This window comes from Corynebacterium neomassiliense, from assembly GCF_900626215.1.
GTDB lineage: Bacteria > Actinomycetota > Actinomycetes > Mycobacteriales > Mycobacteriaceae > Corynebacterium > Corynebacterium neomassiliense.
The window spans coordinates 402,680-425,487 of record NZ_LR131106.1 but is presented as its reverse complement, the minus strand read 5'-3'; the positions used below and the strand labels follow the sequence as shown (position 1 = coordinate 425,487).

Genomic DNA, 22,808 nt, shown 5'->3' with positions numbered 1-22,808 from the left:
CGCGGGGTCTGATCGCGGGGTCTGGTCGCGGGGTCTGGTCGCGGGTCTGCTCTCCGGACCCCTGTCAGTCACTGAGGGGGAGGTCGGATGAAGGTATGAGCTGACGGGTGCCGTCCTCGGCGACGAGGAGGAGGTCACCGCCGTCGCCGTCGACGATGTACCTGACGTCCGGGACGGTGGTGACATGCCCCACCGGCTCCGGGGTGCCGGTGGACAGCCGGTAGGCGGTCAGTCGGTTGTCGCCGGTGGTGGAGACCCACATCAGCTGTCTGTCGGAGTCCCAGAGCACCGCCCAGGGGGACGGACCGGTGACGGTGGCCTGGGTGTGCCGGACCACGTCGGTGACCGTGTAGACGAGGGCCTGGTCGGAGCGCGGGTCGGAGACGACGACGACACCGTCGGCCAGGGAGCCCGAGGAGGCGGTCCCCAGACCCTGACCGGCCCGCAGGGACGCGTTGAACTGCGCCTTGTCCATGTCAAGGTCGGAGATGCTCGACTGCGCGGCATCGAGGACGACCACGCGCAGCTGGGCGTCGGAGTCACCGGAACTGTTCCGGGTGTTGCCGACGACCAGCATCGAGGAGGGTGTCTCACTGACCCCTTCACTGTTGCGTTCAGCGCCCGCGGCGTCGAACCAGCGTGCCTTGTCCGATCCCTCGGTGGTCACGACGACCGTGCCGTCGGGCACCGCCGCGGCGGCGGTGACCGGGGAACCGGCGTCGACGGAACGCAGTTCGCGTCCGGTGGCGTCGAGGATCCTGACGGTCTGCCCGCACGCCATGACGAGCTGGTCGACCGCGGCGGTGAGGGAGTGGCAGTCGGGGTCGACGGGGGTGGCCTTCGCCGTACCCTCCGCAACCTCGTCGAGGTCGCCGACCAGCAGTCTGCCCGAGGCCAGGGCCGCGACCCGGGTGCCGGAGGAGCTGTCCTGTGTTCCGGCGTCACCGGCACGGGGACCGCCGAGCCGCACCAGGGCCCCGATCCTGTCCCCTGCGGACACGGAACCGGCGGCGTCCCCGTCAGTGTCCGGGGACGCCGCCGGTGTGGCGGCCACCCCGACGACGGACTCCCCGCCGTCGGTGCTGTCGTCCGATCCGCCCGGGGAGCAGCCGACGAGGGAGACAGCGGTCGCGAGGGCGACCACCGAGGTACAGACTGTCTTGGAGGTCAGGCTCTTCACCCGTCTCACGCTACTACACGGGGTGCCGGTAACCTGTCGTCCCATGACCCTGACTCTTCTCTCCGCCCCGGAGGCGGCGACCACCGACATGGGATGGCTGCAGGTCCTCGTCCTGTCCGTCGTCCAGGGGCTCACCGAGTTCCTCCCGGTGTCCTCCTCCGGCCATCTCCGGATCGTCTCCGAACTCTTCTGGGGGGAGGACGCCGGAGCCTCCTTCACCGCTGTGGTCCAGCTCGGTACCGAACTGGCCGTTCTGGTGTTCTTCGCGAAGGACATCTGGCTGATCCTCACCGCCTGGTTCGCGGGCCTGTTCGACCGCTCCCGCCGCGACAACCTCAACTACCGGATGGGGTGGATGGTCATCGCCGGCACGATCCCCGTCGGAGTGCTCGGTTTCCTCCTGCAGGACATCATCCGGGACGCCCTGCGCAACCTGTGGATCACCGCGTCCGTGCTCATCCTGTTCTCGTTCGTCTTCATCTGGGCCGAGAAGGTGGGCAGTAAGTCCCGCGGCTTCTCCGAACTGACGATGAAGGACGCCCTGGTCATGGGGTTCGCCCAGTGCCTGTCACTGATCCCGGGCGTGTCACGCTCCGGCGGTACCGTCTCGGCCGGCCTGTTCCTCAACCTCGACCGGGAGGTCGCCACCCGGTTCTCGTTCCTGCTGGCGATTCCCGCGGTCCTGGCGTCCGGCCTGTTCAGTCTCCCGGACGCGTTCCACCCGGAGGCGGGACAGTCGGCCAGCGGCCTGCAGCTCCTGGTGGGCACGGGAGTGGCCTTCCTCATCGGCTATGCGGCGATCGCCTGGCTGCTGAAGTTCGTCGCCAACCATTCCTTCGCCTGGTTCGCCGCGTGGCGCATCCCGGTGGGCCTGCTCGTGATGGTCCTGCTGGGTGCCGGCGTGATGGCCGCGTAACTGCGCGGTAGTATCTGTGGCCATGCGTTCATGGCCTGTCCCGGAAGTCCCCGTCGTGCCCGGGGACGGCGTCCCCCTTTCCCTGTACGACACCGCCGACGACGAGGTCCGTCCGGTACGCACCGACTGGCCGTCGGGGGAGACGGGGATGTACGTGTGCGGGATCACTCCCTACGACTCGACGCACCTGGGTCACGCCGCCACCTACGTGACCTTCGACCTGGTGCACCGTCAGCTCCTCGACAACGGCCATAAGGTGCATTTCGTCGAGAACATCACCGATGTCGACGACCCCCTGTTCGAGCGCGCCGAGCGTGACGGGGTGGACTGGCGGGACCTCGGCCGGTCCCAGATTGACCTGTTCCGCTCGGACATGGAGACCCTCGCGGTGATCCCGCCGAGAGAGTACGTGGGGGCGATGGAGTCCGTCGACGAGGTCGTGGACCTGGTCTCCCGTCTTCTCGACGTCGGCGCAGCGTACCGGCTCGACGACAGCTACCCCGACATCTACGTCGACCACACGTTCACCGAGCAGTTCGGGTACGTGTCCCGCTACGATGCGGCGACCATGACCCGCTACTTCGCCGAACGGGGCGGCGACCCGGACCGTGAGGGTAAGCGACACCCCCTCGACGCCCTGGTCTGGCGGGTGAACAGAGAGGGCGAACCGTCCTGGGACGCCCCCTTCGGCGCCGGCCGGCCGGGGTGGCACGTGGAGTGTTCGGCGATCGCCACCAACCGGCTGGGGGCGTCCTTCGCCGTCCAGGGAGGGGGCATCGACCTGAGGTTCCCGCACCACGAGTTCTCCGCGGCCCACGCCGAGGCGGCGCACTCCTGCACCCGGATGGCCGACCACTACGTCCACACCGGGATGATCGGCCTGGACGGGGTGAAGATGAGCAAGTCACTGGGCAACCTCGTGTTCGTCTCCGGACTCACTGCCGCCGGGCACGACCCCTCCGCCATCCGGCTGGGCCTCTACGAGAGCCACTACCGGCAGGACAGGGACTGGTCGGACGCCGTGCTGACCCGCGCCGAAGACCGGCTGGCCCTGTGGCGTCGGGCCGTCGGCACCGCGGACGGACTGCCGGAGACAGCCGCCGACCATCTTGTCGCCGACGTCCGCGCCGCCCTCGCCGACGACCTGGACACCCCCCGGGTCCTCGACCTGGTCGACGCCTGGGCACGGCAGCAGGACGCCACCGGCAGTGCCCCCGGCACCGCCCCCGGCACCGTCCCCGGATCTGCACCGGAATCCGTACCGGAGCAGGGGAAGGACGCCGGCACCCTGGTGAGGACAATGTGCGACGCCCTGCTGGGGGTCCGCCTGTGAGCCGGTCGTCCGACCCCGTCTCCGAGCTGGTCTCCGAGTTCCTCGGCACACTCGACGCCCTGTCCTCCGGCAGTTACCTGAGAGAGGATGAGCGGGAGTTCTGGGAACCCCCCTATCCGCCCGAAGTGACCGCGGAGGCCGCGGAGATCCTGCGTCGTCTGACCACCGAGGCGCGCCAGAATCCCACGGAGATCCCGCTGGCGGTGATCTCCGCCTACGAGGCACTGACCGCACTGAGCGACAGGCACGGAGGTGCCGTGTTCGAAGATGACGAGGAGGAGGACTTCCGCCGGCTGGTCTCCGCCCTGGCCGAGGAGAACGACCGGGACCCCGGAGAGATCCTCGCCGACCTGGACCGCATCACCGACCCCGACGCCTGACACCGGGGAGCGGCCCCCGTCGGGCGGTGCCGGACCACAGCAGGCATGATGGGAGATCATGAAGGCGATTCTGTGGGACATGGACGGAACACTGGTGGACACCGAACCACTGTGGGGGGAGGCCACCTACACGATGTGCCGGGAGATGGGCCGGGAGCTCACCCCGGAGATCAGGGACAGGACAGTCGGGGGAATCGCCGAGGACACGGTACGGGTCTGTGCCGACTGGGCCGGAGTCCGCCTCGCCCCGGGCGACCTGGAGTACTGGATCGACAGGCTCTACACGACAGTGTCCGGGAATTTCTCCCACGGTCTGCCCTTCCGACCCGGAATCCCCGCCCTCCTCTCCGAAGGGGCTGCGGAACTGCCGATGATGGTGGTCACCAACACCTACCGCAGACTCACCGACACCGCCCTGTCCTCGATCGGCGCCGGATTCTTCCGGGCGTCGGTGTGCGGCGACGAGGTCGACTCCGGCAAACCCGCCCCCGACCCCTACCTCACCGCCTGCGAGATGCTCGGATACGCCCCGGACGACTGCCTCGTCGTCGAAGACTCCACCAACGGCATGCGCTCAGCCGTGTCCGCCGGCTGCCGGGTCCTCGGCGTCCCCTCACCGGGGAATCCCGTTCCCCCCGGGGCGGTCACCGTCTCGGCGCTGCTGCCCGGCCACGACAGTCTCGCCGGACTGTCACTGGCGGACCTGCGGGAACTGTGGGGTCGCATCGGTGCACGGGCGGCTGATGTGCGACAATGAGTGCCGTGAAAAACTTCGACTCCCTGTTTGAGGAACTTGCCCGACGCGCCGATGAGCGGCCCGAAGGCTCCGGCACCGTCAAGGCCCTGGACGGCGGAATCCACAACCTCGGCAAGAAGATCGCCGAGGAGGCGGGGGAGGTGTGGCTGGCCGCCGAATACCAGACCGACGACGAACTGTCCGAGGAGATCTCCCAGCTCATCTACTGGCTCCAGGTCGTCATGCTCAAGAGGGGTCTCAGGCCCGAAGACATCTACAGGTACCTCTAGGAGACCCGACGTGAGTGCACCCGACGAACTGCTGCGCGTCGCCGTCCCCAACAAGGGCTCCCTGTCGGAGACCGCGGACGACATCCTGCGTGAAGCAGGCTACCCCGGACGGGGGGACCACAAGTCCCTCACTGTCGTCGACGAACCCAACGGGGTGGAGTTCTACTTCCTCCGCCCCAAAGACATCGCCATCTACGTGGCCAGTGGTCACCTCGATCTCGGCATCACCGGACGAGACCTTGCCGCGGACACCCGCGAGGAGACCGACGAACTCATGGACCTCGGGTTCGGGTCCTCGACCTTCCGCTACGCCGCACCCGCAGGACGCCCGTGGACCGTCGCAGACCTCGAAGGCAAGAGAATCGCCACCTCCTACCCGAACCTCGTCCGCAGGGACCTGCGGAACCGGGGAATCGACGCCCACGTCGTACGCCTCGACGGTGCCGTGGAGATCTCCATCCACCTCGGTGTCGCCGACGCCATCGCCGACGTCGTCTCGACCGGACGAACCCTGCGGCAGCAGGGCCTGGAGCCCTTCGGAGAGCCGTTGATCTCCTCCGCGGCCGTTGTCGTCGGACGCCGGGGAGCCGAGATCGACGCCCGGCAGCGCGTCTTCCTCAAGCGCCTGGAGGGAATCCTCCACGCGCGCAACTACGTGATGCTCGACTACAATTGTCCCAGGGAAATCCTGGACCGGGTATCGTCGATCACGCCGGGCCTGTCCGGCCCCACAGTGTCGCCGCTGGCGCATGAGGACTGGGTCGCCGTGCGGGCGATGGTGCCGCGCCGGGACGCCAACTCACTCATGGACCGGTTGTCGGCTCTGGGGGCCAAGGCCATCCTGGCCAGCGACATCCGCATCGCCAGGATCTGACCGTCACCCAACCCCTGTCGTCCCGGGCCCGGCGCTGATCCGAAAGGTCAAGCGGTACCAGTGTCAGACACTCAGAACGACCCGCAGAATGACGCCCAGAATGACGCCCAGTCCGTTCCCACCGGCCGAACATACCGGCCGGTGACGCTGTCGACGGACATCATCACCTCCGCGGAGTCCATCTCCCGGCAGGCCCATTCCGCGGAATCCTTCCGTACCGAGGAAGATCTCCTCGGCACAATGGAGGTCCCCTCCGACGCCTACTACGGCATCCACGCCCTGCGGGCGGTGGACAACTTCCAGATCTCACGCACCACGCTCAATCAGCTCCCCGAGTTCATCAGGGGCATGGTGCAGGTCAAGAAGGCAGCGGCCCTGGCCAACCGCCGCCTGCACACCCTGCCGGGCAGGAAGGCCGAGGCGATCGTCTGGGCCTGTGACCAGGTCCTCGAAGCCCACCGCTGCATGGACCAGTTCCCCATCGACGTGTACCAGGGTGGTGCGGGTACGTCGACGAACATGAACGTCAACGAGGTCATCGCCAACCTCGCCCTCGAGTACCTCGGGGAGGACAAGGGCAGCTACGACGTCATCAACCCCAACGACGACGTCAACATGAGCCAGTCCACCAACGACGCCTACCCGACCGGGTTCCGCCTCGGCATCCACTCCGCCTTCCAGGAGCTCATCAAACACCTCGGGGCCCTGGAACGTGCCTTCGCCGCCAAGGGTGACGAGTTCCGCGACATCATCACCATGGGACGGACCCAGCTCCAGGACGCCGTGCCCGTGAGCCTCGGTGAGGAGTTCACCGCATTCGCCCGGAACCTGGCGGAGGAACAGGCCCAGCTGGACAGGGCGGCGTCCTTCATGCTGGAGGTGAATCTCGGTGGCACGGCGATCGGTACCGGTGTCAACGCCCCGGCGGGCTACCAGGCCCAGGTGACCTCGGCACTGTCGGAGGTCACCGGTCTGGAGATCAAGCCCGCGCGTGACCTGCTCGAGGCCACCAGCGACACCGGCGCGTACGTCAACGCCAGTTCCGTGGTGAAGCGGGTGGCGATGAAGCTGTCGAAGATCTGCAACGACCTCCGCCTGCTGTCCTCGGGCCCGCGCGCGGGTCTCAACGAGATCAACCTTCCCGAACGGCAGGCCGGCTCCTCGATCATGCCGGCGAAGGTCAACCCGGTGATCCCGGAGGTCGTCAACCAGATCTGCTTCAAGGTCTTCGGCAACGACGTCACCATCTCCATGGCCGCAGAAGCGGGCCAGCTCCAGCTCAACGTCATGGAGCCGGTGATCGCCCAGTCCCTGTTCGAGTCCATCCGCCTGCTCGCCCGCGCCTGTACCACCCTGCGCACCCTCTGCGTCGTCGACATCACGGCCAACCCCGAGGTGTGCCGCGCGTACGTGGACAACTCCATCGGTATCGTCACCTACCTCAACCCGCTGATCGGCCACCACAACGGTGACATCGTCGGCAAGGAATGCGCCCGCACCGGAAAGTCGGTGCGTGAGGTCGTGCTGGAGAAAGGCCTGCTCGACGAGGAGACTCTCGACAAGGTGCTGAGCAAGGAGAACCTGCTGCACCCGGTCTGGCGGGGCGAACTCTTCCTCGACTCCTAGACCTGACTCCTAGACCTGACTCCTAGACCGGACTCTTGGCCCGGAGCCGTAGACTGGACCCGTGTCCGTCCCCGAGCAGATCTCCCTCGCCCACCGGTCTGCACTGCGCTCCATCGCCAGGGTCGTCGGGGAGACCGCCGATCCGACCCCTCCCGACGTTGCCCGCAGAGCTGTCGCCCGCCAGCTGGAGGGAGGTGGCGTCCTCGTGCTCACCGGCGCAGGTGTGTCGACGGACTCCGGGATCCCCGACTACCGGGGTCCCGGCGGGTCACTGGGACGCCACCGGCCGATGACCTACCAGGAGTTCAGGTACGATCCGCGTGCCTCGCACCGGTACTGGGCACGGTCCTTCGTCGGATGGCGGACCATGGCGGCGGCAGTGCCGAACCCGGTGCACTACGCGATAGCGGAACTGGAGCAGAACGGTCTGGTCGGAGGCGTCATCACCCAGAACGTCGACGGCCTGCACGCCGCGGCCGGTACAGAAAACCTGCTGTGCTTCCACGGCGACCTGTCCCGGGTCATCTGCCTGATCTGCGGCCAGGTCGAGGACCGCAGGGAACTCGACATCCGACTGAACGCCGCGAACCCGGGTTTCCTCGACGAGGTGCGGACCGATCCCGCACAAGTCAACCCCGACGGGGACGTGGAGCTTGACGACGCCCACGTCCGCAGGTTCCGCATGGTGGGCTGCACCGGCTGTGGTTCGGAGCTGCTGAAGCCGGACGTGGTCTACTTCGGAGAACCGGTTCCCGGGCACCGCCGGGAGCGGGCCTCGCAGATGGTGGAGGAGGCGTCCTCGGTCCTTGTCGTCGGTTCCTCCCTGGCGGTGATGAGCGGCTACCGCCCGGTGCTCCAGGCCAGTCGACAGGGCAAGACGGTCAGCGTCGTCAACGGTGGTCCGGGGAGGGCGGACGCCCGGGTCGACACCGTCTGGCGGACCCCCGTCGCACCCGCGTTCCTCGGACTCCTGGACGACCTCGGCCTCTCCTGACCGGTCCGGCCCCGGTCCTGCCCCGGTCAGCTGAACTCGGGTGGGACACCGGGATACTCCGGTGGCGTGCCTCCGAAAGCGGGACAGACCGACCGGAAGGAACACCATCCGCACAGTTTCGAGGTCTTCGGTGCGAAATTCCCGGATCTGGCGTCCTCCCCGACAGCAGCCCAGACCCTCCCAAGGTCGTTCTCCACGTAGTTCAGCTCCGCCGGGGTGGGGGAGAGCACCAGGTCGTCGCGGACCTTCAGGTACATCAGACGGAGCTGCTCGGGAATGTGGTCGAACAGTCGCCACCACACCAGCGCATAGAAACGCATCTGGAACATCGCCTGACCGGCGAACCGGGGAGCCGGCTTCTTTCCCGTCTTGTAGTCGACGACACGCACCTCACCGGACGGCGCGACATCCACCCGGTCGATGAAGCCGCGTACCGGCACCCCGTTGGGCAGGGTGAGGTCGACGAACTTCTCGCAGGCCTCGGCGTCGAAACCCTCGGGATTCTCCATGAGGAAATAACCTTTGACCAGGTCCCTGGCAGCGACGAGGAAATCCTGCCGGTCAGTGTCCGGGACCAGGTTGTCGAGCTCGGGGTCCTCCGCCCTCATCGAGTCCCAGTGCGGCACGAGCATCTTCACGGCAGCCGGATAGGTCCTCCGTTCACGCGGGAGACCGTGGAGCTCCTCCAGTACAGCGTGGACCAGAGTTCCCTTGACCTGCGCGACAGTGCTCGGTTCCGGCAGACGGTCAATCGCCCGGAGCCGGTAGAGCAGCGGGCACTGCCGGTAGTCTCCCACCCGGGAGGGGGAGAGGGCGAGGGGACGTCGGGTCACAGACAATCGAGCATCTTTCCGGGGTTGAGGATTCCCGTCGGGTCGACGGCGTTCTTGATCTCACGGTGCAGTCTACGGTTGCCCTCGTCGAGCTCCTCCGCCAGCCACCGGCTCTTCAACGCACCGACACCGTGCTCGCCGGTGATCGTACCGCCGAGTTCCAGACCCAGCGCCATGATCCTGTCGAAAGCCTCGGTCGCCGCCACGCCGGAGGCGGGATCCCTGCGGTCGTAGAACACCGACGGGTGGACGTTGCCGTCACCGGCGTGGGCGACCAGGGCGACCACCGTGCCCGTCTCGTCCCTGATGCGCTCCACACCCGAGCAGAAGTCGGCGAGACGGGAGCGTGGTACGCAGACATCGTCGATGAGCTGTCCCCCTCCGTGATTACGGGCGTAGTGCTCGTTACCTGGTTGGGCGGAGCGGCGGGCGGCGACAAGCAGTTCCGAATCCTCGGCATTGTCGGCGAAAGCCACGTCCAGGGCACCGTTGTCACGGGCCACCGACGCGAACGCCTCCGTGTCCGCCGCCGCCGTCACCGAATCAGACTGCATGATCAGCACCGCCCCCACACTGGCGTCCAGACCGAAATCCCCGATCTCGTTGACGAAACCCACCGTGATGCTGTCCATCAGTTCCAGGAGACTCGGTTCCGCCCCCGTGTCCATGTACGCGGCGACAGCCTCCGTCGCCGAACGGACGTCAGGGAAGGTCGCCAGGGCGCTCAACGGTGCCGGACCGGCAGGCACCAGCCTCAACGTCGCCTCCACGATCACCCCCAACGTCCCCTCCGACCCGGTGAACAACGCCGCCAGATCCAGACCGGCGACACCCTTGACCGTCCGGTGACCCAGACGCGTCACCGTCCCGTCAGCCAGCACAACCTTCAGCTCCCGTACATACTCACGGGTCACCCCGTACTTCACACAGCACATCCCACCGGCATTCGTCGCGATGTTGCCCCCGACCGAACACATCGCCACCGACCCCGGATCCGGCGGATAGGCCAGCCCGTAGGCACGCAACGCCTTCTTCAGATCCAGGTTGATGATCCCCGGCTCCACCGTCACCGTCCGGTTGACCTCGTCAACCTCCAGAATCCGGTCCATCGACCGCACCGACAGCAGAATGCACCCGTCGACGGCGCAGGCCCCGCCCGACAGTCCGGAACGTGCACCCTGAGGCACCACCGGGACACCCCGCCGGTGGGCGAACTTCACCGTCTCGACGACATCGTCGACGGTGGCGGCACGGACCAGTGCCAGAGGGGAACCTTCCGCCCGGTACTCTGACTCGTCCCCGGAAAAGGTCTCCAGGACGTCAGGGTCGGTGGTCAGCGAACCGGTGAGCCGGCCGGCGAGATCCGCCAGGCCGGAGGTGGTGACGTTCACAGGTGCTCCAGCATCTTTCCGGGGTTGAGGATTCCCGTCGGGTCGACGGCGTTCTTGATCTCACGGTGCAGTCTACGGTTGCCCTCGTCGAGTTCCTCCGCCAGCCACCGGCTCTTCAGGTTTCCCACGCCGTGTTCGCCGGTGATCGTACCGCCGAGTTCCAGACCCAGCGCCATGATCCTGTCGAAGGCGTCCTGGGCCCGGGCAACCGATTCCGGGTCTCCGGTGTCGAAGAAGACCGAGGGGTGCATGTTGCCGTCACCGGCATGGGCGATGACCGCCACCATCGCCCCGGTCCGGGCACTGATCTCCTCGACGCGACCGCAGAACTCGACCATCTTCGAACGGGGAACGCAGACGTCGTCGAGGAGCTGACCTCCGCCGTGACTGTGTGCGTAGTGCTCCCAGGCCGGTTGGGCGGAGCGGCGGGCGGCGACAAGCAGTTCCGAATCCTCGGCATTGTCGGCGAAAGCCACGTCCAGGGCACCGTTGTCACGGGCCACCGACGCGAACGCCCCCGTGTCCGCCGCCGCCGTCACCGAATCAGACTGCATGATCAGCACCGCCCCCACACTGGCGTCCAGACCGAAATCCCCGATCTCGTTGACGAAACCCACCGTGATGCTGTCCATCAGTTCCAGGAGACTCGGTTCCGCCCCCGTGTCCATGTACGCGGCGACAGCCTCCGTCGCCGAACGGACGTCAGGGAAGGTCGCCAGGGCGCTCAACGGTGCCGGACCGGCAGGCACCAGCCTCAACGTCGCCTCCACGATCACCCCCAACGTCCCCTCCGACCCGGTGAACAACGCTGCCAGATCCAGACCGGCGACACCCTTGACCGTCCGGTGACCCAGACGCGTCACCGTCCCGTCAGCCAGCACAACCTTCAGCTCCCGCACATACTCACGGGTCACCCCGTACTTCACACAGCACATCCCACCAGCATTCGTCGCGATGTTGCCCCCGACCGAACACATCGCCACCGACCCCGGATCCGGCGGATAGGCCAGCCCGTAGGCACGCAACGCCTTCTTCAGATCCAGGTTGATGATCCCCGGCTCCACCGTCACCGTCCGGTTGACCTCGTCAACCTCCAGAATCCGGTCCATCGACCGCACCGACAGCAGAATGCACCCGTCGACGGCGTCTCNCACACAGCACATCCCACCAGCATTCGTCGCGATGTTGCCCCCGACCGAACACATCGCCACCGACCCCGGATCCGGCGGATAGGCCAGCCCGTAGGCACGCAACGCCTTCTTCAGATCCAGGTTGATGATCCCCGGCTCCACCGTCACCGTCCGGTTGACCTCGTCAACCTCCAGAATCCGGTCCATCGACCGCACCGACAGCAGAATGCACCCGTCGACGGCGTTTGCGCCGCCGGAGATGCCCGACCGTGCGCCCTGCGGCACCACCGGGACACCCCGCCGGTGGGCGAACTTCACCGTCTCGACGACATCGTCGACCGACCGTGCACGGACAAGTGCGAGGGGAGTGCCCTGAGGGGAGTAGAGGGACTGGTCACGGGAGTAGGTGGCGAGGATGTCAGGGTCGGTGGTCAGTGAACCGGTGAGTTTCTCACCGAGTTCGCGCAGCTCCTCTGTGACAGGTGCACCCGCCCCCACAGATATCGCTGACGCCGCGGACGCACCCGGAACCGGACCGGGGTTGGAAACAGTCATGACATATGACTGTAGTCTGCGCCGGGTGGACCCCCCCGGAGTGTCCCCCGTCCCCGTCCCCGCTTTCCCGGCCTTTTCCGGCCTTTCCCGGGCCCGTCACATTCTGAGATCTTCCTCAGAACATGCTCAGCGTGCGCTCACAGCGGCAGGCCACGCCGACGCCGGTAGCCCCGGACAATCTGGTTCACCACAGTGAGGACGAGCATGTAGACGGCGATGACGTACACCGTGGAGATTCCCAGCGCCTGGAAGACGAGGGCACCGCACACCGCACCGGTCGCCAGTCCGCACCACAGCAGCAGGTGCGAGATCCACCGGATGTGTTCCCCTCCGAAGAAGGCGTCCACCATCCTCTGTCCCATCTTCACCAGGGTGCCCGTCATGTAGGTGAGAGGGACCGCCACCTCACCGTCGCGTTCAAAGACACTGTTGATCACCCCGATTCCCACGGAGAGCACGAGGGTGGCGGGACGGTCGGCGTCCAGCGCGACGAGCAGGGCGGAAAAGCCGAACAGCAGTGTCACGGTGACCATCACCGCCTCACGGGCACGGGTGATGTCCCAGCGACGCGCCGACAGCCGGTTGACCAGGGCACCGAGAATGACACCGGTGACGAACAGCACCAGACAGCTGCCCGCCAGGACGGCAAGGTGGGTGTCGCCTTCCACTGCGGCGGTGGCGAATCGGGTCGTGTTCCCTGACATGAACGACAGGAAGACGCCACCGAGGTAGAGAAAGCCGACCGAGTCGACGAACCCGGCCAGCACGGTGAGGGCGACAGCGAGAAGCTGCTCGCCACGACGGTAGGTATGCACGCGCTCACACTACCGTGGGCGTCCCTGCGCGAAACCGGACCCGTCGGGGAAACACGACAGCGGTGATCTGGAGATCCGGGCTCTTCGCTCTAGACTGGTCGGGTCAGCCGGCCGCAACCTGCACGGCACCTCCACGACACAGACGACGACAGATGAAGGGGACACCGTGGCCTACTCGGGTCCGTTCCAGCCCGGAGACCGGGTACAGCTCACCGACGCCAAACGCCGGCACTACACAATCACCCTGGAACCGGGGGGAAGCTACTTCACCCACAAAGGTGAGATCAGGCACGACGACATCATCGGCCGCGACGAGGGAACCGTCGTGGTCTCCCACGTCGGAGGTGAGTACCTGTGCTTCCGGCACCTGCTCGTCGACCATGTTCTGTCCATGCCCCGCGGAGCGGCGGTGATCTACCCGAAGGACGCCGCGCAGATCCTCGTCGAAGGGGACATCTTCCCCGGCGCGAAGGTGCTGGAGGCAGGTGCCGGCTCCGGTGCTCTGTCAATGACCCTGCTGCGGGCGGTCGGTGAACACGGCAGAGTCATCTCCTATGAGGTCAGGGAAGACCATCTCGCCTTCGCCGAAACCAACGTCGACGAGTACATGGGAGGCCACCCGGACAACTGGGACCTGCGCCTGGGCGACCTGAGGGACGTCACCGTCGGGGACACGGACGGTCCGGTGGACCGGGTGATCCTGGACATGCTCGCCCCGTGGGAATGCCTGGAGACGGTACGGGACCTGCTCATCCCGGGCGGGGTGTTCATGACCTACGTCGCCACGGTCCCGCAGCTGATGAAGGTGATGGAGGGCATCCGGGAACTGAAATGCTTCACCGAGCCGAAGGCGTGGGAGTCCCTGGTGCGGGAGTGGAAGGTCGAGGGCCTGGCGACCCGTCCCGAGCACCGGATGAACGCCCATACGGCGTTTCTGGTCTGGGCGCGGAGACTGGCCGACGGTACCGTGGCCCCGCGTCCTCAGCGCAGGGCCCGGAAGTAGGGTCCGACCGGCAGGGCCCGGAAGTAGGGTCCGACCGGCAGGGCCCGGAAGTAGGGTCCGACCGGCAGGGCCCGGAAGTAGGGCCCGGCGGCAGAGCCTGCCATGCAGGGCCCTGCAGCAGGGCCTGCTGTGCAGGGTCCGGCAGCAGGCTCGGGACGCCGGTCCGCCGGTACCGGTCAACCCAGGGTTACCTGCCTAGTAGACTGGTCGACATGACCAACGGCCCGGCCCACGACACCACCCCCGAAGCCCGATCAGGCGGAGGTCCCGGCGGCCCCTCGTCCCCGGTGACCTCCGGCCCGGAATCCTACCGTCAGCTCCAGCTGGCGAACCGGACCCTGGGCACCCGCAATGCGAAGCTCACGGAACTGCTCAAGGCCAGCCGCGACAAGCTGGACGAGCTCAACGCCCGCCTCGATGCGCTGGCCGAGCCTCCGAGCACCTACGGCACGCTGCTGGAGTCCGGGCCGGACGCCACCACCGCCGAGGTCCACACCGCGGGCAGGCGGATGCGCCTGCAGGTCAGCCCCCGGGTCGACCGCCGGGACCTGCAGCCGGGGGCGCTGGTCCGGCTGGGGGAGGGCCAGCAGGTCGTCGAGGTGTGCGGAGTCACCGACTCCGGCGACCTGGCGACCGTGGTCGAGGTTGTAGACGGATCCCGGATCATCGTCGCCGACAAGCTGGGGGAGGAGTCTCTCATGCGGTGCGCCGGAGCACTGACCTCCGCGATCAGGGAGGGGCAGGTCGGCGCCGGCGACACGGTCGTCGTGGACCGTCGGGCAGGCTACGCCTTCGAGGTCGTCACCAGGGCCGAGGTGGAGAACCTCATCCTGGAGGAGGTCCCGGACGTCTCCTACTCCGACATCGGAGGTCTGAAGAGTCAGATCGAACAGCTCCACGACGCCGTCGAGCTTCCCTTCCTGCATCCGGAGATGTACCGCAGCTACGGTCTGCTGCCGCCCAAGGGAGTTCTCCTCTACGGTCCTCCCGGCTGCGGGAAGACCCTCATCGCCAAGGCTGTGGCGTCCTCCCTGGCCCGGAGGATGGACGCTGCGGCCCAGAGCGCGGGACAGGATGGGGAACAGGGTTCCGGACAGGTAGCCGGACACAATGCAGGCCACGGGGATTCCGCCCGCTCCTACTTCCTGAACATCAAGGGCCCCGAGCTGCTCAACAAGTTCGTCGGTGAGACCGAACGGCAGATCCGGCTCATCTTCGAACGCGCCCGGAAGATCGCCTCGGCGGGTTCCCCGGTCATCATCTTCTTCGACGAGATGGAGGCGATCTTCAGGACGCGCGGCACCGGCGTGTCCTCCGACATGGAGTCCACGGTCGTCCCCCAGCTCCTCGCCGAGATCGACGGTGTGGAGGGTCTGAGGAATGTCATCGTCATCGGGGCGTCCAACCGGGAGGAACTGATCGACCCGGCGATCCTGCGCCCCGGCCGTCTGGACGTGAAGATCCGGGTGGAGCGTCCTGACCGTGCCGCCTCCCTCGACATCCTGGGCAAGTACCTCACCGACGACCTGCCTCTGGAACCCGGGGTCAGTGCCGCGCAGCTCCGGGAGAGGATCGTCGACAGACTCTTCTCCCGCGACATGCCTTTCCTCACCCTGCATTTCGCCGACGGAACGACCCGCACCCTCTACTACGGTGACTTCGCCTCCGGGGCGATGCTGGCCAATATCGTCGACCGTGCCAAGAAATTCGCGATCAAGGACGCCCTGCAGGGCAGGGGTGACGGTATCTCCACCGGGCACGTCGACCTCGCCGTCGCCGAGGAGTGCCACGACAACGACGACCTGCCCGACACAACCAACCCCGCCGAATGGGCCCGCATATCCGGCCACAGCTCCCGTCGTGTCGTCGACATCACCGTCCACCACGACCAGGTGGCGGCATGAACCGGCCGAGACGGATCCTCGGCACCGAAACCGAGTTCGGCATCATCACCCCCGACGACCCGACGACCAGTCCGATCGAATCCTCCACCAGGGCGGTCGTCGCCTACGCGGCAGCCTCCGGTGCCGGGGTCGACCGACGGACCCGGTGGGACTACGCACAGGAGTCGCCCCTGCGTGACGTCCGGGGCTTCGACCTGCGCCGCTACCGCACCGCACCGGTGATCGACCCCAACTCCCTGGGCAACGCGAATGTGGTGACCACGTCCGGAGCCCGGTTCTACGTCGACCACGCGCACCCGGAGTACTCCTCGCCGGAGACGACGGACGCCTGGGACGCCGTGATCTGGGACAAGGCGGGTGAACTGATGATGCACGAGGCCGCCCGAGCGGCAGGAGAGGTCGAGGGCCGTCCGAGACTGCAGATCCACAAGAACAACGTCGACGGCAAGGGCGCGTCCTACGGCGCCCACGAGAACTACCTCTACCCACGTGCCTACGACACCGCCGCCGTCCAGGCGGCACTCGTGCCTCACTTCGTGACACGTCAGGTGTACACCGGTGCGGGAAGGGTCGGCATCGGCCAGACCGGTGGGACCCCGGGCTTCCAGATCAGCCAACGCGCCGACTACATCGAAACCACGGTCTCCCTGGAGACCACCCTCAACCGGGGGATCATCAACACCCGTGACGAGCCGCACTCCGGCTCCGACTGGGCGCGGATGCACGTGATCATCGGGGACGCCAACCTCTCCGAATTCGCCACCTTCCTCAAACTCGGGACCACCGCCCTGGTCCTCGACGCCGTCGGGGCCGGCGTGGACTTCACCGACCTCGCACTGCTCGACCCGGTGGAGGCGGTCCGGGAGGTGTCCCGTGACCTGAGCTGCGCCCGCCCGCTCCGTCTCTACGGCGGTCGCGAACTCACCGCGGTGCAGATCCAGCAGGAGATCCGGGACAGGACGGTACAGGCACTGGACATCGACGCCGCCGGCCGGGACGACCTCGTCGTCGAACTGTGGGGCGAGATCCTCGGGGATCTCGCCCGGGACCCGTTGTCCACCGCCGACCGGCTGGACTGGACCGCGAAGTACTCGCTGCTCGACGCGTACCGTTCCCGTGGACTGGACTGGGGCGACCCCAGGCTGTCGCTGGTCGACATCCAGTACCACGACATCGACCCCGACAAAGGCCTGTACCACGCCCTGGTCAGGAGGGGGAGGATCAGGACGCTCGTCCCTGCCGCCGACATCCGGGCCGCGGTGACGACACCGCCACGCACCACCCGGGCCTGGCTCCGTGGTGAGGTCACCCGGCGCTTCCCGGACAGTCTCCTGGCCGCCAACTGGGACTCCCTGGTACTCGACGTGGAACACGACGGGTCTACCGCCACCCGTGTACGGATGCCTGACCCTGCCCGGGCGACTGCAGCGGAACTGGAGGAGGCACTGTCGACCGTGGCGTCCCCCGGGGAACTGGTCACGGTCCTCGACAGACTGCTCCCGGGCTGTGTCACACCGGTGCCCGGAAGCTGACGGGACTACCCTGGACACAGGAGAAGACACCTGTGAGAGGTCACACGCAGATTCCTGCGGACAGACCTGCAGGCGCAGACAGACACCTACTACACGAAGAACAGGATCCCGCACATGACGACAGGTGGTTCAGGACAGGGTCAGGTCCACGGCGGACGGGGACGGGGGGACGGTCCGGCCTCCGGTGACGTCACCGCGTCCGGGCAGGAGCAGCTCAAGGTCTCCGGTACCGATGACCTGCTCGACGAGATCGACGGGCTGCTGGAGTCCAACGCCGAGGAGTTCGTGAAGTCCTACGTTCAGAAGGGCGGGCAGTGAGCACCGTCCACACCCGTCGGATCACAGGTCTGGAGACCGAGTTCGGGATCACCAGTGTCCTGGACTCCCACCGTCGTCTCGGCCCCGACGAGGTGGCACGCCACCTGTTTGCCCCGGTTGTCGAAGAACACCGCAGTTCGAACATCTACTGGCCCAACGCCTCCCGCGTGTATCTCGACGTGGGTGCCCACCCGGAGTACGCCACAGCAGAATGTGACTCCCTGCACCAGCTGGTCACCTACGACCGTGCGGGCGAGGTGATCTTCAACCGACTCGCCGTCGCCTGCGAGGAGTCCCTGGCCCGACGGGGCGTGGGCGGCAGAGTCTACCTCCTGAAGAACAACACCGACTCGGTCGGCAACTCCTACGGCTGCCACGAGAACTACCTGGTCGGAAGGGAGATGCCGCTGAAGGCACTGTCCGCGCAGCTGCTCCCGTTCCTCGTCACCCGACAGCTCATCTGCGGGGCGGGGAAGGTCAGCGTCCCGTCACCCGGTTCCCCCAACGAGAACTTCGGGCCGGGGTTCTGCCTCTCCCAGCGGGCAGACCACGTCTGGGAGGGAGTCTCCTCGGCGACAACCAGGTCCCGGCCGATCATCAACACCCGGGATGAGCCGCACGCCGACTCCTCCCTCTACCGCAGACTCCACGTCATTGTCGGGGACTCGAACATGTCCGAGACCACGACGGCACTGAAGGTCGGCTCGACCCTCCTCGTCCTCGAGATGATCGAGGCCGGTGTGGAACTGCCGGACTTCGAACTGTCCAACGAGATCAGGTCCATCCGGGAGATCGCCCGCGACCTCACCGGCGCAGCCCCGCTGGAACTGCGCGACGGGAGGACCGTCACCGCCCTGGAGATCCAGCGCGCCTTCCACTCTGCGGCCGCGGAGTGGCTGACCCGGCGCGAAGCTGAGGGCACCGGCACTCCCGACGACCAGCTCGCCGACGTCCTCGACCTGTGGGGTCGGGTCCTGGACTGCTTCGGTACCGGGGACTTCTCCGCCGTGGACACCGAGATCGACTGGGTGATCAAGAAGAAGCTGCTCGACGCGGTAGCCGAGCGAAACGGTCTGGAGATCACGGATCCCCGCATCGCCCAGATCGACCTGACCTACCACGACATCAACCCTGAGCGGGGACTCTTCCGGCTCCTGGTCCGTCGGGGGGCCGCCCGCACCCTCGTCGACCCGCAGGCTGTCGAGGCTGCGACCAGGCGGGCGCCGGCGACCACCCGTGCCGCCGTGCGGGGCAGGTTCCTCGCCGCAGCCCGGGCCTCGTCACGGACGACGACGGTGGACTGGACCCGCCTCAAGGTCAACGGGGAGGGCGGGGGAGAACTGCTCCTGCCCGACCCCTTCCTCGTCACCTCCCCGGAGATCGAGGCCGGACTCGACGACCTCCTCACCGTCCTGGCGGAGTCCCCGGCATGAGCGGGAGGTCAGGTCGGAACCGCCCCGTGCCGGTCTACTGGGAGGAAGGCGCCTCCAGGATCCTCAACCTCCTGGTGACACTCCTCGACAGCCGTACCCCACGGTCGACCGGGTGGATCAGGGAGAAGGTCGGGGGTTACGAGGGCACGGCCGACACGGTCCGTAAACAGCTCGAACGCGACCGTCTGATCCTCCGGCAGCTGGGGGTGCAGGTCACCGTGGAGTCTGCCACGGATGACGAAGGACTGACCGAGAAGCGGTACAGCGTGGACCGGGAGACCAGTTTCCTGCCGGAGTTCCGGTTCACCCCCGGGCAGTGGGCGGCGGTCTCCGCCGCCAGCCGGTGGGCGATGGAACCGGAACTGGCTGCCCTGGTACGTGCCGCGGTGACGAAGCTCACGCCTGCCGGTCCTGTCTCCGTCGGAGGCCCCGCACCGGTCGTCGGGGCACTGCCCGACACCACCGACCTGACCGACGACGACATCCGTACGCTCACCCGGTCCCTGGATCAGGGACACCTGCTGCGCTTCAACTACTGGCCCAGCCCCACCGCGGAACCCCGGGAACGCACCCTCGAACCGTGGGGGGTCGCCGCGGTGGACGGCCGTCTCTTCCTCACCGGCCACGATGTCGACCGCGGTGCCCAGCGCACTTTCAGACTCTCCCGCATCGCCGACCTGGAACCGGTGCCCGCCACACGGTCCGTGCCTGTCCCGGACCGTCCCGTCCGCGAACTGGTCATCGAAGGTCTGGAGGCGGCGTCCTCCCTGGTCACCGCGACCGTGCTCTTCCGTAACGGTCGGGCGCAGGAACTGCGCGCCCGGGCGGTGGGAGACCCTGTCCTGCACAGGGAAGGGGAGGTCCTCACGGTCGGGCCGGTGGACCGCCTCTGGCTGGTCAGGACCGCCGCCGCCTACGCCCCGGATGCGGTGGTGCTCGGCCCCGACGACATCGTGGGCGAGATCGTCACCCTGCTCCGCCACGCCCGTGACATCCTGTCCCGCAGTGCCGGCACAGTGCCGGGGACGCCAGGGGACGCCGGGGACGCCGACGACACAGGAGGACAACCGTGACCACCACCGGTGATGCAGCTTCCCCCGCCGCACCGTCCCGCAGGGGCAGTGCGGTGAGCAGGCTCGACCAGCTCAGACGGATCCTGTCGGTGCTGGCCTGGTTCCGGACACATCCGGACGCCACGCTCATGACCACCGCGGAACGGTTCGGGGTGAGTGTCCCGCAGCTGCGGGAGGAACTGAGGCAGGTCAGGTACAGCGGCCTGCCGGGGCTTCTGCCGGGCGACACCGTGGACCTGGACATCGACGGTGCCGGAGTGACGCTGAGGGACCTCCAGGGCCTCGGCCGCCCCCTCGCCCTGAATGACACGGAGGCCGCCACCCTGGTACTGAACCTGGAGAAACTGTCCAGCATCCTCACCGACGGGGAACGCGCCGACGCCGACAGTGCCGCCTCTGTGGTCCGTTCCCTGGTGCCCCCCCGCCACCGGGGTGGACCCCTGCCGGTCCCCACCCCGGCGGCACCGGCGGAAACCGGCCCGGGTTCCTCCGCCGCGGACACCCTGGCGGTTCTGCGCGAGGCGAACTCGTCCCGGCGGTGGGTGCGGTTCTCCTATCTCTCGGTGTCCTCCGACTCCCGGACAGTGCGGGAGATCATCCCTGACACCGTCGCCGTGCTCGACGGTTCGGGTTACCTGTGGGGACGCCCCGCGGCGGGGGAGGACACCGGACCGCAGAGGTGTTTCTCGGTGTCACGCATGGACGACGTCGAGATCCTCGACCGTGCCGCCCCGCCCGCACAGCCCCGGCAGATCACGGCGGAGGACCCGTTCGGTTTCCTTGACGCCGCCGACTCCTGGGCCGAACTGACCTTGACCGGGGAGGCGATGTGGATGCTGGAGTACCTTCCCGTGTGGCATATCGACGGTACCCGGGTCGAGATCCCCGACACCGGGCAGTGGCTGGACCGCTTCCTCATCGCCTACGCCCCGGAGATCACCGCCGTTGAGCCGGCGGACGTAGCTGAACGTGCGGTGAACAGGTGCGAGTCCGCATTGGCCGCGTACGGACGCCTGGCGTAACCTGACCGGTGTAACTTCTACGGCCTCTTCACGGCCCGGTACCACTACTGAAAGGCACTGACCAATGGGCAACATCGGATGGCCCGAGCTTCTCCTCATCGTCGTCGTTCTGCTGCTCCTGTTCGGCGCTGCCAAGCTGCCGAACATGGCACGTTCCCTCGGCCGTTCCATGCGGATCTTCAAGAGTGAGATGAAGGAGATGAAGAACGACGACAAGCCCGCTGTCGAAGCCCCTGCCGTGTCCGCAGAAGCTGAGGCGGCGCGCCGGATCGCCGACCCCGCGACGCATGTCGCCGACACGACCACCGGTGACGTCCCGGTGAAGGGCTCCGCCACGGAAACCGGGACCCGGGAGCTCTAGCCCCCGACGATGTCCACCACTGAGCAGACCGGGGTCCGGCCCCGGCGTACCTCCCGACGTAAGGTCCGCGCCGAGGGCGCGAACATGACCCTGGTCGAGCATCTCAAGGAACTGCGTCGCAGGCTCCTCATCGCGTTGGCCGCCGTGGCCGTCGGCACGATCCTGGGCTACATCTGGTATGACGCCTCGGTGCTCGGGACCCCGAGCCTCGGCGACATCCTCAAGGAACCGTACTGCCAGGTGCCCCCGGAGAACCGGCTCGGTGGTGACGCCGGAGACTGCAGGCTGCTGGCCACGGCGCCGTTCGACATGTTCATGCTCCGGCTCAAGGTCGGCCTCATCGCCGGTCTCGTGCTGTCTGCCCCGGTGTGGCTGGGTCAGATCTGGGGGTTCATCACCCCGGGGCTGAAGAAGAACGAGAAGCGCTGGACCCGCGGATTCGCTACAGTCGCCACCCTCCTCTTCGTCTTCGGCGCGGTCCTGGCCTACTTCGTCCTCGCCTACGGTCTCGATTTCCTCATGACCATGGGCGACAACGCCCAGATCTCCGCGCTCAACGGCAAGGAGTACCTGAACTTCGCTCTCGCTCTGCTGCTCATCTTCGGGGTCAGTTTCGAGGTGCCGCTGATCACGGTGATGCTCAATCTCGCCGGCGTCCTCCCGTACCGGGTGCTCAAGGAGAAGCGGCGGATCATCATCATGTTCCTGTTCGTCTTCGCCGCCCTGGTCACCCCCGGCCAGGATCCCGTGTCCATGATCATCCTCGCCGTGTCGCTGTGCGTCATGATGGAGATGGCCACCCAGTTCGCGCGAGTCAACGACCGGCGTCGTGCCCGCCGGGCAGGCCTGGATCCCGCTTCAGCCGACACCTTCGACACCGACGCACTCGATGACGGGGCAGCGTCGTCGGTCCTCGCCGCCGCTCCGCTGTCCNGTACCGTTTCATAAGGGGGAGAGTCTGGGGGTACCCGTGGCGCGGAGTATCCGGTACCGGCGTGTTGCCTGTGTCGGGAATTCTGTAGAGTGTGTCCTATCCCACGACCCCCCCCGGTCCGGTCAGTCCGGCCCCCACGGCAACAGCGGGAACAGCTACACGTCCGGAAATCTCG

22 protein-coding genes and 2 pseudogenes are annotated in these 22,808 nt (G+C 67.3%); 17 read left to right on the top strand and 7 right to left on the bottom strand.

Going from position 1 to position 22,808, the window contains the following annotated elements; all coding sequences use genetic code 11:
* Positions 1-64: 64 nt before the first annotated feature.
* Positions 65-1,180: a hypothetical protein gene (locus E0E18_RS01915; RefSeq protein ID WP_130839189.1), complete on the bottom strand. Its 1,116-nt coding sequence runs from the start codon at positions 1,178-1,180 to the stop codon at positions 65-67.
* 43 nt (positions 1,181-1,223) lie between these two features.
* On the opposite strand from E0E18_RS01915, the gene E0E18_RS01910 reads away from it, so the two are divergent.
* The 8 genes from E0E18_RS01910 (at position 1,224) to E0E18_RS01875 (ending at position 8,329) form a co-directional block, all read left to right on the top strand.
* Positions 1,224-2,096 carry an undecaprenyl-diphosphate phosphatase gene (locus E0E18_RS01910; RefSeq protein WP_130839188.1) on the top strand — a complete coding sequence of 291 codons (873 nt, stop codon included), beginning with the start codon at positions 1,224-1,226 and terminating at the stop codon, positions 2,094-2,096.
* A gap of 22 nt (positions 2,097-2,118) precedes the next feature.
* Positions 2,119-3,429 (top strand): cysteine--1-D-myo-inosityl 2-amino-2-deoxy-alpha-D-glucopyranoside ligase, encoded by a 1,311-nt coding sequence (mshC, locus tag E0E18_RS01905; RefSeq protein ID WP_066587700.1) that lies wholly within the window; start codon positions 2,119-2,121, stop codon positions 3,427-3,429.
* Entirely contained in the window at positions 3,426-3,809 is a 384-nt protein-coding gene (locus E0E18_RS01900) for a hypothetical protein (RefSeq protein ID WP_066587690.1), read from the top strand. The genes mshC and E0E18_RS01900 overlap by 4 nt, the downstream gene beginning before the upstream one ends.
* A gap of 58 nt (positions 3,810-3,867) precedes the next feature.
* Positions 3,868-4,566 carry an HAD family hydrolase gene (locus E0E18_RS01895; RefSeq protein WP_110481425.1) on the top strand — a complete coding sequence of 233 codons (699 nt, stop codon included), beginning with the start codon at positions 3,868-3,870 and terminating at the stop codon, positions 4,564-4,566.
* A 5-nt stretch (positions 4,567-4,571) separates the two neighbouring features.
* Positions 4,572-4,835, top strand: a complete 264-nt coding sequence (locus tag E0E18_RS01890; RefSeq protein ID WP_066589707.1) for a phosphoribosyl-ATP diphosphatase — start codon at positions 4,572-4,574, stop codon at positions 4,833-4,835.
* 28 nt (positions 4,836-4,863) lie between these two features.
* Positions 4,864-5,709, top strand: a complete 846-nt coding sequence (hisG, locus tag E0E18_RS01885; protein WP_066589704.1) for an ATP phosphoribosyltransferase — start codon at positions 4,864-4,866, stop codon at positions 5,707-5,709.
* 159 nt (positions 5,710-5,868) lie between these two features.
* Positions 5,869-7,335, top strand: coding sequence for an aspartate ammonia-lyase (gene aspA, locus E0E18_RS01880; protein ID WP_227871266.1), 1,467 nt, complete (start codon positions 5,869-5,871; stop codon positions 7,333-7,335).
* A 61-nt stretch (positions 7,336-7,396) separates the two neighbouring features.
* Positions 7,397-8,329, top strand: coding sequence for a Sir2 family NAD-dependent protein deacetylase (locus E0E18_RS01875; protein ID WP_130839187.1), 933 nt, complete (start codon positions 7,397-7,399; stop codon positions 8,327-8,329).
* A 26-nt stretch (positions 8,330-8,355) separates the two neighbouring features.
* Here the strand turns inward: E0E18_RS01875 and E0E18_RS01870 are convergent, their stop codons facing one another.
* From E0E18_RS01870 to E0E18_RS01850, 5 genes and pseudogenes are all read right to left on the bottom strand, one after another.
* Positions 8,356-9,162: a RecB family exonuclease gene (locus E0E18_RS01870; RefSeq protein ID WP_130839186.1), complete on the bottom strand. Its 807-nt coding sequence runs from the start codon at positions 9,160-9,162 to the stop codon at positions 8,356-8,358.
* The gene (locus E0E18_RS01865; RefSeq protein WP_066587679.1) at positions 9,159-10,553 is read right to left on the bottom strand and encodes an FAD-binding oxidoreductase; all 1,395 of its coding nucleotides are present in this window, start codon (positions 10,551-10,553) and stop codon (positions 9,159-9,161) included. The genes E0E18_RS01870 and E0E18_RS01865 overlap by 4 nt, the downstream gene beginning before the upstream one ends.
* A pseudogene (locus tag E0E18_RS01860) lies at positions 10,550-11,698 on the bottom strand (FAD-binding oxidoreductase); the annotation flags it as partial. The gene E0E18_RS01865 and the pseudogene E0E18_RS01860, both read right to left, overlap by 4 nt.
* A 246-nt stretch (positions 11,699-11,944) precedes the next feature.
* Positions 11,945-12,238 (bottom strand): annotated as a pseudogene (locus tag E0E18_RS14550) (FAD-binding oxidoreductase); the annotation flags it as partial.
* Positions 12,239-12,375: 137 nt separating this feature from the next.
* Positions 12,376-13,053, bottom strand: coding sequence for a YoaK family protein (locus E0E18_RS01850; RefSeq protein WP_066587675.1), 678 nt, complete (start codon positions 13,051-13,053; stop codon positions 12,376-12,378).
* A gap of 166 nt (positions 13,054-13,219) precedes the next feature.
* Between E0E18_RS01850 and E0E18_RS01845 the strand changes: the two genes are divergently transcribed.
* Positions 13,220-14,056 (top strand): tRNA (adenine-N1)-methyltransferase, encoded by an 837-nt coding sequence (locus E0E18_RS01845; RefSeq protein ID WP_130839185.1) that lies wholly within the window; start codon positions 13,220-13,222, stop codon positions 14,054-14,056.
* Here E0E18_RS01845 and E0E18_RS14290 read toward each other — a convergent pair.
* A complete protein-coding gene (locus E0E18_RS14290) occupies positions 14,035-14,160 on the bottom strand; it encodes a hypothetical protein (RefSeq protein WP_272914240.1) in 126 nt (41 codons plus the stop codon). The genes E0E18_RS01845 and E0E18_RS14290 overlap by 22 nt on opposite strands.
* Positions 14,161-14,268: 108 nt before the next feature.
* Between E0E18_RS14290 and arc the strand changes: the two genes are divergently transcribed.
* The 8 genes from arc to tatC all read left to right on the top strand — a co-directional run bounded on the left by arc (position 14,269) and on the right by tatC (position 22,647).
* Positions 14,269-15,960, top strand: a complete 1,692-nt coding sequence (gene arc, locus E0E18_RS01840; RefSeq protein ID WP_130839184.1) for a proteasome ATPase — start codon at positions 14,269-14,271, stop codon at positions 15,958-15,960.
* Positions 15,957-17,492 (top strand): depupylase/deamidase Dop, encoded by a 1,536-nt coding sequence (gene dop / locus E0E18_RS01835; RefSeq protein WP_066587669.1) that lies wholly within the window; start codon positions 15,957-15,959, stop codon positions 17,490-17,492. Before arc ends, dop begins: the two co-directional genes overlap by 4 nt.
* A gap of 114 nt (positions 17,493-17,606) precedes the next feature.
* A complete protein-coding gene (locus E0E18_RS01830; RefSeq protein WP_066587666.1) occupies positions 17,607-17,810 on the top strand; it encodes a ubiquitin-like protein Pup in 204 nt (67 codons plus the stop codon).
* Entirely contained in the window at positions 17,807-19,243 is a 1,437-nt protein-coding gene (gene pafA / locus E0E18_RS01825) for a Pup--protein ligase (RefSeq protein WP_130839183.1), read from the top strand. Before E0E18_RS01830 ends, pafA begins: the two co-directional genes overlap by 4 nt.
* Complete coding sequence (locus E0E18_RS01820; protein WP_130839182.1) at positions 19,240-20,316, top strand: helix-turn-helix transcriptional regulator; 1,077 nt, start codon at positions 19,240-19,242, stop codon at positions 20,314-20,316. The genes pafA and E0E18_RS01820 overlap by 4 nt, the downstream gene beginning before the upstream one ends.
* Positions 20,313-21,338 carry a helix-turn-helix transcriptional regulator gene (locus E0E18_RS01815; RefSeq protein WP_130839181.1) on the top strand — a complete coding sequence of 342 codons (1,026 nt, stop codon included), beginning with the start codon at positions 20,313-20,315 and terminating at the stop codon, positions 21,336-21,338. Before E0E18_RS01820 ends, E0E18_RS01815 begins: the two co-directional genes overlap by 4 nt.
* A 64-nt stretch (positions 21,339-21,402) precedes the next feature.
* Positions 21,403-21,699 carry a Sec-independent protein translocase subunit TatA gene (gene tatA / locus E0E18_RS01810; RefSeq protein WP_110481433.1) on the top strand — a complete coding sequence of 99 codons (297 nt, stop codon included), beginning with the start codon at positions 21,403-21,405 and terminating at the stop codon, positions 21,697-21,699.
* 84 nt (positions 21,700-21,783) lie between these two features.
* Positions 21,784-22,647: a twin-arginine translocase subunit TatC gene (tatC, locus tag E0E18_RS01805; RefSeq protein ID WP_130841125.1), complete on the top strand. Its 864-nt coding sequence runs from the start codon at positions 21,784-21,786 to the stop codon at positions 22,645-22,647.
* Positions 22,648-22,808 lie beyond the last annotated feature (161 nt).